The sequence below is a fragment of the Streptosporangium sp. NPDC051022 genome, assembly GCF_040683035.1.
Classification (GTDB): domain Bacteria; phylum Actinomycetota; class Actinomycetes; order Streptosporangiales; family Streptosporangiaceae; genus Streptosporangium.
In genome coordinates, this window is sequence record NZ_JBFBCF010000010.1 from 90,286 (window position 1) to 102,380 (window position 12,095).

Genomic DNA, 12,095 nt, shown 5'->3' on the forward strand with positions numbered 1-12,095 from the left:
TGACCTGGGACTTTCATGACGGTACGGGGAGAGGGCCCGTCCGTGAACCCGGAGATACGGGGGCGGCTGAGTGGGTAGGAGAGCGCCCGTGAAAGGTGAAGCGCACACCACAGGATCGGACGCACCGGCTCCGATCACGATGGATCTCCTGCTGTCGGTCAACCGGGACCGTCACCCGATCACCGTGGACACCCGGGAGACGCTCCTGGACACGCTGCGCGAGCGGCTCGGCCTGACCGGGGCGAAGAAGGGCTGCGACCACGGCCAGTGCGGGGCGTGCACGGTGCTGGTCGACGGGCGAAGGGTGAAGTCCTGCCTGGCGCTGACCGTGACCCTGGACGACCGGGAGATCGTCACGGTCGAGGGGCTGGCGGACGACGACGGGCCGCACCCGCTGCAGACGGCGTTCGTCGAACACGACGCCTTCCAGTGCGGATACTGCACCCCCGGCCAGCTCTGCTCCGCGGTCGGCATGCTGGCCGAGGCGGCGGCGGGATGGCCGAGCGCGGTCACCCGCGACCTGGCCGCCGGGGTCCCGCCGGACGGCGGCGTCACGCTCGACGACGACGAGATCCGCGAGCGGATGAGCGGCAACCTGTGCCGCTGCGGGGCCTACGTCAACATCGTCGCGGCCATCGGGGAGGTGGCGCGATGAGGCCTTTCTCCTACCTGCGGGCCACCGACGCGCCCTCCGCGGTCGCCGCCTGCGCCGAACGGCCCAACACCGTGTACCTCGCGGGCGGCACGAACCTGGTCGACCTGATGCGCCTGGGAGTGGCCTCCCCGGACGTCCTGGTGGACGTCGGCAGACTCCTGCCCGGCACGATCGAGGAGACGCCGGACGGCGCCCTGCTGATCGGCGCGGGCGCGCGCAACAGCGACCTGGCCGCCGACCCCCTGGTACGGCGCCGCCACCCGATGCTCGCCCAGGCGGTGCTGGCCGGAGCCTCGGGCCAGATCCGCAACGCGGCCACCGTCGGAGGCAACCTGCTGCAGCGCACCCGCTGCCCCTACTTCCAGGACGTGACCAAACCCTGCAACAAGCGGCTGCCCGGCACCGGCTGCCCGGCCCGCGAGGGCGACCACCGAAACCTGGCGATCCTGGGCCACTCCGACGCCTGCGTGGCCACCCACCCGTCGGACATGGCGGTCGCGCTGGCCGCGCTCGGCGCGGTCGTCCACGTGGAGGGCGCGGACGGCCCGCGCACCGTGCCGATGCCCGGCCTGCACCGGCTGCCGGGCGAGGAGCCCTGGCGCGACACCGTGCTGGACCCCGGAGACCTGATCACCGCGGTCGAGGTGCCCGCGCTGCGGTTCGCGGCCCGCTCGCGCTACCGCAAGGTCAGGGACCGGGCGTCGTTCGCCTTCGCGGTCGTCTCGGTCGCGGTGGCGCTCGACGTCGCCGACGGCGTGGTGCGCGACTGCCGGATCGCGCTCGGCGGGGTCGCCCACGTGCCGTGGCGGGCCGAGGCCGCAGAGGCGGCGCTGCGCGGCTCCGCGGCCGTCGAGGCCGAGTTCGCCAGGGCGGCCGACGCGGAGCTGGCCGGGGCGCGCCCGCTACGCGACAACGCGTTCAAGGTCCCCCTGGCCCGCAACGTGCTGGTCCGCACCCTCACCGACCTCGTGGAGACACCATGACCAGCACGGCGACCACCACGGTGACCAGCACGGCGACCACCACGGCGCCTCCTGCGGCCCGGCCGTCCGTCGGCTCGGCGCTCGACCGGGTCGAGGGCCTGGAGAAGGTGACGGGACGGGCCAGATACGCCTTCGAGTACTCCCCGGACGATCTGGCCTACGCCGTACCGGTGCAGGCGACCATCGCCAGGGGGGAGATCCGCGCGGTCGACGTCGACACCGCGGTCAAGTATCCCGGCGTGATCGCCGCCATCTGGTACGGCAACGCCCCCAGGCTGGCCCCCGCCGAGAACGCCGAGCTGTCGGTGCTCCAGTCGCGCAGGGTGGCCTACCGGGGACAGTACGTCGCGGTCGTGGTGGCCGAGACGCTGGAGAGCGCCAGGGAGGCGGCCCGGCTGCTGCGCGTGGACTACGAGCCCGAGGAACACGACGTCGAGCTGCGCGCCGACCACCCGGAGATGTACCGCCCCGAGCGGGTCAACCCGTTCTATCCCGCCGACACCGAGCAGGGCGAGCCGGATGCCGCGCTCGCCGCCGCCCAGGTCGTGGTCGACGAGACCTACAGCACGCCCGCCGAGCACAACAACCCGATGGAGCCGCACGCCACGGTCGCCGTGTGGGACGGCGACGGGCTGACCCTCTACGACTCCACCCAGGGCGCCTCCTCGGTCCGCGACATCGTCGCGCCGCTGTTCGGCCTGCCGCCGGGGAACGTCCGGGTGGTCTCCCCGCACGTGGGCGGCGGCTTCGGGTCGAAGGGCATGCCCCTGTCGCCGGTCGTGCTCGCCGCGCTCGCCGCCAAGCACTCGGGGCGCCCGGTCAAGCTCGCGGTCACCCGGCAGCAGATGTTCGCGGTGACCGGCTACCGCACCCCGACGATCCAGCGGGTACGGCTCGGCGCCGACGTCGGCGGACGGCTGAGCGCGATCGTCCACGACGCCTTCGAGCAGAGCTCCAGGATCCGGGAGTTCGCCGAGCAGACCACCACGCCCACCCGGATGATGTACGCCGCGCCCAACCGGCGCACCACCCACAGGCTGGTCAGGCTCGACGTCCCCACCCCCGCCTGGATGCGCGCCCCCGGCGAGACACCCGGCATGTTCGCCCTGGAGTCGGCGATGGACGAGCTGGCCGCCGCCTGCGGGATCGACCCGATCGAGCTGCGGATCCGCAACGAGCCGGACGTCGACCCGGAGAGCGGCCTGCCGTTCAGCTCCCGCAACCTGGTCGCCTGCCTGCGCGAGGGGGCACGGCGGTTCGGCTGGGCCGGGCGCGACCCCGAACCGGGGACCAGGCGCAGGGACGGGCTGCTGGTCGGGACCGGCGTCGCGGCCTCCACCTACCCGGCTTACCGCCGTCCCTCCCGGGCGAGCGCCCGCCGCGAGCCCGACGGCACCTTCACCGTGCGGATCGCCGCCGCCGACATCGGCACCGGTGCCAGGACCGTCCTGACCCAGATCGCCGCCGACGCGCTGCGCGTCTCGCCGGAGCGGGTCACGGTGGAGATCGGTGACAGCGCGCTGCCCGCCGCGCCGCTGGCGGGCGGTTCGATGGGCACGGCCTCGTGGGGCACCGCCGTGGTCCGGGCCTGCGAGGCGCTGACCGAGGAGCTGGAGCGCGCGGGCGGAGAGGCGCCCGCCGACGGCCTGGAGGGCTCCGCCGACACCGCCGAGGAGGTCCGCGCCCGGCCGGGCTTCGCGCAGCACGCCTTCGGCGCGCAGTTCGCCGAGGTGGGCGTGGACCCCGACACGGGGGAGACGCGGGTGCTGCGGCTGCTCGGCGTGTTCGCCGCCGGCCGGATCGTCAACCCGAAGACCGCCCGCTCGCAGTTCATCGGCGGCATGACCATGGGCATGTCGATGGCCCTGCTGGAGGAGAGCGTCATGGACCGCGAGTTCGGTGACTACCTCAACCACGACTTCGCCCAGTACCACGTCGCCGCCTGCGCCGACGTGCGGGACGTCGAGGCGGTCTGGATCGAGGAGGACGACCCGTACCTCAACCCGATGGGCGCCAAGGGCATCGGGGAGATCGGCATCGTCGGCACCGCGGCGGCCGTCGCGAACGCGGTTCACCACGCCACCGGCGTCCGCGTCCGCGACCTGCCCATCCGTCTCGACAAGCTCGTGCGCTGAGCGCGCGGGCCGTGCCTCGTGTCTCCCGCGCGGCTCTTCCGGCGGGCAGCGGGCAGGCTCGCCGACGCGGCGCCCGGCTGGCTGGTGGAGACCGTACGGCCCGCGCCCGCCGCCCCCCGGTGGTGGCCGATGCTGCGCATGGCCCTGGCGGTGGTGACCCCGCTGCTGGCGGGGCTGGCCGCCGGGCGGATCTCGCTGGGGATACTGCCGTCCATGGGGGCCATGGGCACCGCCCTGGCCGATCGGGGCGGGTCCTACCGGATCAGGATCATCAGGATGGGCGCCACCGGGCTCGCCGGGGCGCTCGGCTACCTCGCCGGAGCCCTCGTCCGGGGCCACGGCTGGTGGGTGGTGCTGGTCGTGGTCGCCCTCTCGGTGGTCTCGGCGCTGATCAGTACGGCCGGGGCCACGGGGTCCACGGCCGGGCTCCAGCTCCTCGTGATGACCGTGCTCGGCACCGGCATCCCGCTGCCGGGGCCGCCGGGGACCAACACGCTGATGTTCCTGCTCGGCGTGGTGTGGGCGCTCGTGCTGGGGCTGGCCGACTGGCCGCTGCACCCCCGGGCGCCGGAGGAGGCCGCGGTGATCACCGCCTACCGGGTGCTCCGCCGGCTGTTCGACGACCGCGGCGCCGAGGCCATGGCGCTCTTCGACACCGCGCTCAGGAACGCCTACGACACCGTGTTCGGCGCCCGGTCCGCGGCGGCGGGAACCGATCCCGAACGGACCCGCCTGGTCGCGCTGCTGAACCAGGCGTCGCTGATCCGCAACGCGTTGATCTCGCTGGACCAGGAGAGGCGTGAGCCGCCCGGCGGGACGGCCGCGACCGTCGCCGAGGTCACCGCCTCGCTCGCCGAGGGGCGGCCGCCGCCGGAGCCCCCGGGCTGCGAGGGCGACTCGCCCGCGACGCGGGCGCTGAGCTCCGCCGTCGAGGGAGCCGTGGAGCTGGTCTCCGGCGGGGACGTCAGGGGCGAGCAACTGCCCTACGAGCGGATCGGGCGCCGGGGAAAGCCGGCCCAGATCTGGGAGAACATGTGGTCGGGCCACCTGACCCGCGTCTACACGGCCAGGCTGGCGCTCTGCATGGGAGCCGCCAGCGCGGTGAGCGAACTCGGCTGGCTGGAGCGGTCCTACTGGACGACGCTGACCGTCGCGCTGGTGCTCAAACCCGACTTCGGATCGGTGTTCGCCCGTGCCGTGCAGCGCGCCCTCGGGACCCTCGCGGGCACGCTGATCGGTCTCGTGGTCCTCGCCGCCGTGCCGTACGGCCCGGCGATCCTCGCCCCGATCGCGGTGTTCGCGGCGCTGCTGCCGTACGGCATGCAGCGCAACTGGGGCATCATGTCGGCCTTCCAGGCTCCGCTGGTCCTGCTGCTGGTGGACCTGCTGACCCACGGCGGCCCCAGGCTGGCCGAGATCCGGCTGGTCGACACCCTGGCCGGGTGCCTGATCGTCCTGCTGCTGGGATACCTGCCGTGGCCCGCGAGCTGGGAGGCGCCGGTCGGGCCGAGGTTCGCCGACGCGGTCGCCGCCACCGCCGACTACCTCAGGCACGCCTTCGACCGGGAGCACACCGGCAGGGCCCGGCTGCGCCACCGGGTCTACGACGCCTTGGCCGACCTGCGGACGGTCTTCCAGCGGGCGGTGACCGAACCTCCCGTGGTCAGCAGGCGCATCACCACGTGGATGCCCGCGATGACCGCGCTGGAGCGGGTCGCGGACGCGACCGCCGCCACCGTCGCCCGCACCGAGCACGGCGCGCCGCCGCCGTCGCGGGAGGCCGTCCGGGCCGTGGTGACGTCCCTGGAGAACATCGCCGCCGACGTCCGCGCCGGGCACCCGCCGAGGGAGCCGGACCTCACCGGCGAGGAGTCGCTGGAGCGGGTGAACTCCGCCGTCCAGGGCCTGCGCGACACCGTTTCCGGCCGCCACAGCTGCTGACCCGCGCCGTCCCCGCCGCCTCCGGGCCGTCAGCCGTCGCCGGCGGCCGTCCCGCCCCCGTGCGCCGCGGGCTCGGCCCCGGCCAGGGCGGAGTGGCGGTAGGAGTAGCCGAAGTACACGATCAGGCCGATCAGGAACCACACCGCGAAGCGCACCCAGGTCTCCCACTGCAGGAAGGTGATCAGCCAGAGCGAGAAGACGATGCCGACCGTCGGCACCACGGGCTTCCCCGGGCAGCGGAAGGTCCGCGGCAGGTCGGGACGCCGGTAGTGCAGCACGATCACCGCCGCGCACACGACGACGAAGGCGAGCAGGATGCCGATGTTGGTCAGCTCGGCCGCCTGCACGATGGGCAGGAACCCGGCGATGATCGCGGAGGCGATGCCGACGATCCACGTCACCCGGGTCGGCACGTGCCGTGTCGGGTGGGTCTTGGCGAACCAGTGGGGCAGCAGCCCGTCGCGGCTCATCGAGAACCACACGCGGCTCACGCCGAGCATGAACGTGAACATGACGGTGAGGATGCCGATGATCGCCCCGACCGCGATCACGTTCGCCAGGCCCTGCAGGCCGACGGCCTTGAAGGCGCTGGAGAACCCGCTCTCCTTGTCGATCTCGGTGTACTTCTGCATGCCCGTCAGCACCAGGCAGGCCAGCACGTACAGCACCATCGAGATGGCGAGGGAGTAGACGATCGCCTTGGGCATGTGGCGCTGGGCGTCCTTGGACTCCTCGGCCGCGGTGCTCATGGCGTCGTAGCCGAAGACGGCGAAGAACACCGTGGCCGCGCCGGTGATCGCGCCGCCGATGCCGTAGGGGAAGAAGGGGATGTAGTTGGCGGTGTTGATGTGGAGGAAACCGACCACGATGACCAGCAGCACCACCGCGACCTTCAGCCCGACGATCGCCATCTCGAACCTGGCCGCGTTCTTCATGCCGAGGTTCAGCAGGTAGGCGATCAGCAGGCACAGCACCGCGGCGAACAGGTCGACCCGGTGCCCCTCGCCCGTCCCCGGCGCCCCCAGCATCCACGCGGGTATCTGGACGCCCAGGTCGCCGAGCAGGAACGAGAAGTAGCCCGAGATGCCGATGGCCACCACCGCGACGATCGCGGTGTACTCCAGCAGCAGGTCCCAGCCGATGAACCAGCCCACGATCTCGCCCAGGACCGCGTAGCCGTAGGTGTAGGCCGATCCGGCCTTCGGGATGAGCCCGGCGAACTCGGCGTAGGAGAACGCCGCCGCGGCGCTCGCGACTCCGGCGATCAGGAAGGAGATCACGACGGCGGGACCGGCCACGCCGTTGGCCACGGTGCCCGCGAGGGTGAAGATGCCCGCGCCGATGATGCCGCCGACCCCGATCGCGGTCAGCTGCCACAGCCCCAGCACGCGGGTGAGCTGCTCGCTCCCGCCGCCCTCCGGCTCCTCGATGTGCTCGATGGGCTTGCGGCGAAGCACGCCGGAGCCCGACCGTGGCCTGACCATGGCGCTTCCCTTCGCACGACGACTACGGCGGACGACCTGACCCGATCCCAGCGGGAGGCTCCTACCCCCTTGGAGGAGGCTTATTCCGGGGACGGGGCCCGCCGGAGAGGGCGTATCCGCTGGTGGAAGCGGCCTCGATGGGAGTATGCGCTCTGTCGTGCCCGGGGCCGGGCGCGGTACCGTCGTGTTATCGAATCCCGAGACACGGGGGGAGACGCCATGCCGAGCGATCCCGATCACGTGCTCGACGCCATCGACGGAGTCGTCGACGAATGGCTCGCCATGAGCGAGGACTCCATGCGCTGGGCACCACCGGAGAAGCCTCCGCCCAGGCCGCGGCTCGCACTGCCGACACCGCCCCTGCCGCATCTCGTCGAGGAGCTGTTACAGGAGGTCGGCACGCACACCCAGGCCGTGGTCGAGGTCTTCCGGCCACTGGGGGAGGGGGTGATCGGTGCCTTCAACGCGTTCTTCGACAACGCCGCCGTGCGACAGCTCCTCGACCCCGCCGACTGGCCCGAGGAGTACGCTCCGCTCGACGTCGACGACGACGACCCCGAGGCGGAGCGACCGCGTGCGAGCGGCTCAGAGGAGGGCCCAGGAGGGTAACGGCTCGCAGGACTCCGTCCAGGCACGCGGCAGGCGGCCGGGGCCGACCCGCGCGGCGACGATCCCGCAGACGATCGCGCAGATCGTGTCGGTGTCCCCGTCCGGCTGGACGCTCGTCCAGAATGCCTGTTCGAAGTCGTCGAGGTGCTTGGCGGCGGCCCACAGACTGAACGGGACCGTGTCGTGCGCGCCCGCCTCGCCGCCCTTGCCGAGGACGGAGGCAGCGACGCCTGGGTCGTCGACGGTCAGCAACCGGCGGGCCTCGGCGACACCGTCCCTGACCAGGCCCGCGGGCAGGTGTTCCAGCACCTGGCCGAGCAGCCGGTCGGACCGGCGATCGGGCGGCAGGTCGGACGCGGCCTGAACGGGGCATGCCGCGATCGCGGCCGCGGCGGCCACGGCGGCGGCCCCCGCGACGGCCTCCGGGTGCGTGTGGGTGACCCGTGCGGACAGCGCGGCCTGCCGTACGGCCCGCTCGGGGTCACCGGCGAACCAGGCGCCGAGCGGGGCGACCCGCATGGCGGCCCCGTTGCCCCACGACCCCCTGCCCCCGAACGCCGAGGCGGCGAGCGGCTCCCAGTCGGCGCCGCAGCGGACGAGATGGAGCATCCGTTCGGTGGCCGCGCCGTAGCCCCGGTCCGGGTCGTGGTGCTCGGCGAAGCTCGCGGCCAGGGCGCTCTGGTCGATGGAGCCGTGGCCGGCCAGGACGCGGTGCACGGAACAGGCCATCTCGGTGTCGTCGGTCCACCGCCAGGTGCCGGGAGGCGGGGTACGGCCGGCGAGGAAGTGGTCGTAGGGGCGGACGGAGAGCCGGGCCCCCAGCGCGTCGCCCAGGGAGAGTCCGCGCAGGGAGGCCGCGGCTCGCGCGGGGGAGGTCGGCGACGTGGGGGACATGTGTGACATGGGGGGCGTGGTCTCCTGCTCTCGTTCGGTGGGTTCGGTCACGGTCGTCGCCGGGGCGGCGCCGTACGGTCTCGATCGGCTCGGCCGGCGGCGCCTCACGCTCCCTGCCCGTCGCCCGTTTCCCGGCCGTCGCTCGCTCCGTGGTCGCGCGGGCTCCCGGCGGGGGGCCGGTCGGGGGCGCCGGCCTCCCAGATGTGCTCGAACTGGTCGATCCAGTAGCGGTACCAGCGCTTGCTGCGCTCCCTGGTGAGCTCCAGGTGCATCCGGGAGGAGGAGGTGTCGTTGTGGAAGCCGTGGAACTCCACGATCGCCGTGCCACCCTTGGCGCCGGGATCCAGGACGACCATGCTGAATCCCGGGTTGTAGCCGAGCAGCCGGTAGGCGAAGGCGCCCTTGACCGGCCAGGTCGCCATCAGTCTCAGCCTGCCCACGGTGTCGGCGAGCGAGGAACGGAAGTCGTGGACGGGGAAGTCGAGGTGCTCGCCCAGCTGCCTGGCGGCGAGCGTGACGGCGGGCTCGCCGGCGGGGTCGAGCACGACGACGCGCACGATCGCGTCCTCGTGGCGCAGCACGTGCGCGCGGAGCGCCTGGACCGTCGGGCCGGACAGGACGTTGGCCGCCGACGGAGCGAACACCCACACCTCCCGGGCCGTCCTGAGCCTTCGGGACAGGGGGGTCTCGTCGAAGGCGGAGCGGTCGTGGAGCAGCTGGTCGGCGATCTCCACCGTGCCGCCCGGCGAGGTGATCTGGTGGACGAGCAGCCCGACGGCGGCCAGCAGCGCACCCCACCGCATGTTCTCCGGGAGCACGTCGCTCACGATCGACAGCAGCGAGAAGACCAGCGTGATCAGGGTGAGCGCGTAGACCTCGATGTTGCGGCGGGCCCTGATGTCCGCCCGCATCCGTCGTAAGCCGTTCATCCGCGGTCCGGGGGGCAGGCCGGTGCCGTGACGTCCGCCGGAGAAGATGAGGGAAGGCGAGTCATCCGGTGGCTCCCGAGTTGTCAGGTGCTCGCGGCGCCCCGCGGACGCCGTCGCACGTACCAGGCTACTCCACCTGACTTCATATATTCAGATGTATTTTTCTTAAGCTGAGTATTGGCCCTTTCCGGACGCCGCTCCGGAGAGGGCCGTCGCTCAGAGCGGGTCGTCCCACAGCCGCTCGCCGGAGACGCCGGGGGCCTGTCGCGTCCCCAGCCGGTCGGCCAGCGCCCTGGCCTCCGCGAGCAGGGGGTGGCCGTCGCCCAGCGCGGGCCTGCCGTGGGCCAGCGGCTCCCGGTCGAGCAGGGGGGCCAGTTCCCGGTGGACCTCGTCGATCCGCCCCGCCTCCAGCAGGAGCAGGGCCGACTCCATGCGCCCGGCCAGCACGACCGGATGGCGGTCGTCCAGGCCCGCCTCGGCCGTCCCCGGCAGCGCGGCGACCGCCCGCCCGGCCTCCTCGGGGCGGTGCAGCGCGCGTGCCGCGCGGGCGGAGAGCAGCAGGGTCTCCGCCCGGCCGGGAAGGTCGTCGTCGACCCCCGCCTCCAGGAGCGCGAGCGTCTCCAGCGTGGCCGCCGCCTCCGCGGCCGCGCCGGCCCGCAGCAGCGCCCCGGCCCTGGCCCGCTCGGCCGCCCGCCGTATGGCGTCGAAGTCGTCCACGAGGGGAGGCCGGACCGGCCCGTCGAGCGCGTCGAGCGCGGTGAGCGCGGTGAGCGCGGTGAGCGCGGCGTCCGGGGAGCCGCTCGCCGACAGCGCGTCCGCCCGGAGGACGACGGCCTCGGCGTGCAGCCGGGGGGAGACGTTCTCGGCGAACCACTCCGACATCACGACGGCGGGGGACAGGATCCGCAGGGCCTCGCCGGGGAAGCCCGCCAGCAGCTCGACCTGCGCGAGCCGTACGATGTCGTGCTGCAGCCAGTATCCCTGCGGCGCCAGCAGCCTGAGGTGACGCATGTGGGCCTCGAGCAGGTGCCGCCTGGCCTCGATCGGCTGCCCCGCCGCGATGAGCGCCTCGGCGACCGTCACCTGGGCCGAGGTGGTGTTGACGTTGTCGTGGCCGAGACGGTCCTGCCTGTCCCGCAGGGTCTCCTCGGCCAGCAGCAGCCCCCTGACGACCTGGCCTGCCCTGGTCACGGTCCGCGCCCTGGTCTGCTGGGTGATGGTCAGGCGGCGCCACGGGGCGGTGTCGCCGCTGGTGGCCGCCCCGGCGGAACGGACCTCGAGGACGCGGTCGAGAAGGCGCAGTCCCTCGCCCGGCCGCCCGCCCTCGGCGAGGGCCTCGGCCATGTTGTGCTCGGCCCGCGCGACGTAGGAATCGGCGTCCGCGGCGAGGACCTCCGCGGCGCGCCGGGAGCGCTCGAACCGGCCGGTCGCCGCGCGGAGGTCCCCGTACCGCAGCAGCGCCAGGCCGTGCCTGCTGGTGGCGTCGCACAGGGCGCGGGCGTCACCGGTCGACGGGTCGGTCTCGGTGATCGTCTCCAGTGTCGCGCCGAGCTCGCCGCTCACGCTCGCGGCCCGGGCCAGCAGCGGCGTGTTGTCCAGCAGCACGCGTGTGGCGAGGGTCAGGGCGCCCGCCCTGACGCGGAGGTCTCCGTTGCGGCCGGCGATCCCGATGCCTCCCTCGGCCGCGCGCAGCGCGTCGATCCAGCCGCCGGCCAGCGGTACCAGGTCACGGCTGAACCAGTGGGCGGCCAGCGCGGCCGCCTGGGCGCCGACCGGCCCCTCCGGATCGTCGGCGAGCGCCCTGAAGGCGAGGTCGGACAGGCGCGCGGCGCACTCCTCGGCCCACCCCTCCCGGGGGAGGGCGACCGCCCGTGCCGCCGCCGCCAGGCGCGGCGCGAGAAAGGCGGTGTAGGCGGAGATCCGTCCCTCCCATCCGGCGGCGGCCACGCGGCCGAAGGGGCCGTCGGGCCACAGCGGCAGGGGCGAGGCCGCGCTTGAGCGCTTCTCCGAGGTGGAGATGTCGCCGATGCCGAGCCTGACCTGCGTCACGAGGAAGCGCTCCACCTGGTGGAAGCGGGCGATGCGGTCCAGCGCGGCCGTCACGAGGGCCGACGCCCCGCTCACCGAATCGGGCACGGAAGGCGGGGACTCGTCGCCCGCGAACTCGTCGAAGGTGTGCTTCAGCGCGAGTGAGACGAGCACGCGGCGGCTTTTGACCTCGTTGTAGAGCCAGACGGCGCTGCGTCCCTGTTCCTCGCCGCCGCTGCCGCCCCGGGGCAGCCGCACCCGTTCGGCGACGTCTTCCGCGCGGACGAGATGGTAGTCGCTGTTCCTGAACGCGGAAGCGGAGGCCGCCGCCACGGCGACCAGCCTGCGCTCTTGCGCGGACATCGCGGTATCCCTTCGGTCTGATCGGGAAACTGTACCTCACTATGGATAAGTTTCCGGTAAACGATCAATCTGAC

9 protein-coding genes are annotated in these 12,095 nt (G+C 73.3%); 5 read left to right on the top strand and 4 right to left on the bottom strand.

Going from position 1 to position 12,095, the window contains the following annotated elements; translation table 11 throughout:
* Nucleotides 1-139 precede the first annotated feature (139 nt).
* From AB0N02_RS18690 to AB0N02_RS18705, 4 genes are read left to right on the top strand one after another with little or no spacing between them, the layout of a single operon-like run.
* On the top strand, nucleotides 140-655 hold the full coding sequence (locus AB0N02_RS18690; protein ID WP_363948018.1) for a 2Fe-2S iron-sulfur cluster-binding protein: 516 nt from the start codon (nucleotides 140-142) through the stop codon (nucleotides 653-655).
* The gene (locus tag AB0N02_RS18695) at nucleotides 652-1,638 is read left to right on the top strand and encodes a xanthine dehydrogenase family protein subunit M (protein ID WP_363947749.1); all 987 of its coding nucleotides are present in this window, start codon (nucleotides 652-654) and stop codon (nucleotides 1,636-1,638) included. The genes AB0N02_RS18690 and AB0N02_RS18695 overlap by 4 nt, the downstream gene beginning before the upstream one ends.
* A complete protein-coding gene (locus AB0N02_RS18700; RefSeq protein ID WP_363947751.1) occupies nucleotides 1,635-3,773 on the top strand; it encodes a xanthine dehydrogenase family protein molybdopterin-binding subunit in 2,139 nt (712 codons plus the stop codon). The genes AB0N02_RS18695 and AB0N02_RS18700 overlap by 4 nt, the downstream gene beginning before the upstream one ends.
* Nucleotides 3,774-3,791: 18 nt before the next feature.
* A complete protein-coding gene (locus AB0N02_RS18705) occupies nucleotides 3,792-5,714 on the top strand; it encodes an FUSC family protein (protein ID WP_363947754.1) in 1,923 nt (640 codons plus the stop codon).
* Between the two features lie 29 nt (nucleotides 5,715-5,743).
* Here the strand turns inward: AB0N02_RS18705 and AB0N02_RS18710 are convergent, their stop codons facing one another.
* Nucleotides 5,744-7,198: an amino acid permease gene (locus AB0N02_RS18710; RefSeq protein ID WP_363947756.1), complete on the bottom strand. Its 1,455-nt coding sequence runs from the start codon at nucleotides 7,196-7,198 to the stop codon at nucleotides 5,744-5,746.
* A 219-nt stretch (nucleotides 7,199-7,417) separates the two neighbouring features.
* On the opposite strand from AB0N02_RS18710, the gene AB0N02_RS18715 reads away from it, so the two are divergent.
* Nucleotides 7,418-7,807 (top strand): hypothetical protein, encoded by a 390-nt coding sequence (locus AB0N02_RS18715; RefSeq protein ID WP_363947759.1) that lies wholly within the window; start codon nucleotides 7,418-7,420, stop codon nucleotides 7,805-7,807.
* Here the strand turns inward: AB0N02_RS18715 and AB0N02_RS18720 are convergent.
* From AB0N02_RS18720 to AB0N02_RS18730, 3 genes are all read right to left on the bottom strand, one after another.
* Nucleotides 7,784-8,701, bottom strand: coding sequence for an ADP-ribosylglycohydrolase family protein (locus AB0N02_RS18720; RefSeq protein WP_363947761.1), 918 nt, complete (start codon nucleotides 8,699-8,701; stop codon nucleotides 7,784-7,786). The two genes, AB0N02_RS18715 and AB0N02_RS18720, sit on opposite strands and share 24 nt — an antisense overlap.
* Before the next feature lie 104 nt (nucleotides 8,702-8,805).
* Nucleotides 8,806-9,630 carry a hypothetical protein gene (locus tag AB0N02_RS18725; protein ID WP_363947763.1) on the bottom strand — a complete coding sequence of 275 codons (825 nt, stop codon included), beginning with the start codon at nucleotides 9,628-9,630 and terminating at the stop codon, nucleotides 8,806-8,808.
* Between the two features lie 216 nt (nucleotides 9,631-9,846).
* The gene (locus AB0N02_RS18730; protein ID WP_363947766.1) at nucleotides 9,847-12,021 is read right to left on the bottom strand and encodes a hypothetical protein; all 2,175 of its coding nucleotides are present in this window, start codon (nucleotides 12,019-12,021) and stop codon (nucleotides 9,847-9,849) included.
* Nucleotides 12,022-12,095 lie beyond the last annotated feature (74 nt).

Bases quoted from the DNA above. Each gene is read 5' to 3' on its own strand.
- AB0N02_RS18690 (WP_363948018.1), top strand. From the start codon at position 140: ATGGATCTCCTGCTGTCGGTCAACCGGGACCGTCACCCGATCACCGTG.
- AB0N02_RS18695 (WP_363947749.1), top strand. From the start codon at position 652: ATGAGGCCTTTCTCCTACCTGCGGGCCACCGACGCGCCCTCCGCGGTC.
- AB0N02_RS18700 (WP_363947751.1), top strand. From the start codon at position 1,635: ATGACCAGCACGGCGACCACCACGGTGACCAGCACGGCGACCACCACG.
- AB0N02_RS18710 (WP_363947756.1), bottom strand. From the start codon at position 7,198: ATGGTCAGGCCACGGTCGGGCTCCGGCGTGCTTCGCCGCAAGCCCATC.
- AB0N02_RS18715 (WP_363947759.1), top strand. From the start codon at position 7,418: ATGCCGAGCGATCCCGATCACGTGCTCGACGCCATCGACGGAGTCGTC.
- AB0N02_RS18720 (WP_363947761.1), bottom strand. From the start codon at position 8,701: ATGTCCCCCACGTCGCCGACCTCCCCCGCGCGAGCCGCGGCCTCCCTG.
- AB0N02_RS18725 (WP_363947763.1), bottom strand. From the start codon at position 9,630: ATGAACGGCTTACGACGGATGCGGGCGGACATCAGGGCCCGCCGCAAC.
- AB0N02_RS18730 (WP_363947766.1), bottom strand. From the start codon at position 12,021: ATGTCCGCGCAAGAGCGCAGGCTGGTCGCCGTGGCGGCGGCCTCCGCT.